1 protein-coding gene is annotated in these 774 nt (G+C 67.8%); it reads left to right on the top strand.

Annotated elements, in window-relative coordinates:
• A partial coding sequence (locus AC1DU6_RS33645; RefSeq protein WP_477862705.1) for a tryptophan 7-halogenase occupies positions 1-568 on the top strand: 568 nt, incomplete at its 5' end.
• Positions 569-774: the final 206 nt, after the last annotated feature.

Raw genomic sequence — 774 nt, 5'->3', positions numbered from 1 at the left:
CTTCACCACCGGCCACCGCGAGCGCTTCTGGGTCCACAACGTCGTGGCGCTCGGCCTGTCTTCGGGCTTCCTCGAGCCGCTGGAATCGACCAGCATCTTCCTGATCCAGAGTGGCCTGGGCCACCTGATGGGCTTGTTAACGTCCGGTCAGCCGATCAGCGAGGGCGTGGTGGCCGGCTACAACGCGCGGGCCGTGCGCGAGTTCAGCCGCATCCGCGACTTCATCATCCTTCACTACTGCCTCACGGCGCGCCGCGACAGCGCGCTGTGGCGCGACATGGCGACGATGGAGCTGCCCGAGACGCTGGCCTTCAAGATCGACGCCTGGCGCCGCCTGGGCCTGCTGCACCTGCAGGGCGACGAGGGCTTTGACGAGCACAGCTGGCTGGCCATCCATGCCGGCATGCAGCACTGGCCCGAACGCACCGACCCGGTTCTGCAGGAAATGCCGCCCGACGAGGCGCGACAGGCCCTGCAGCAGCGCCGCCACGCCATCGCCGAGTCGGTTGCCCGGCTCCCCTCGCATGAGGCCTTCCTTGGCCAGGTGTTGGCGAGGGGCGGTGCATGAACGGCGCCCCGCCCCGCCGCCGTGCCGCCTGGCGCTGGCGGTGGCAGGCTCCCATCTATGCCCATGAACCCGTTTTAAGTTGCTGAAGTAGAAGACCATGAACCCGATACCACCCGAGGCCGGCAAGCCCACCACCGAAACCGGACAGCAGCAGCAATGGCGGCGGGGGGTCAACGGCTATGCGCTGACCATTGCGGTGATCGTCC

The sequence above is a fragment of the Roseateles sp. P5_B10 genome (assembly GCF_056400485.1).
Note: the sequence above shows the minus strand (reverse complement) of the source record. Positions and strands in the feature narration are given on the sequence as shown.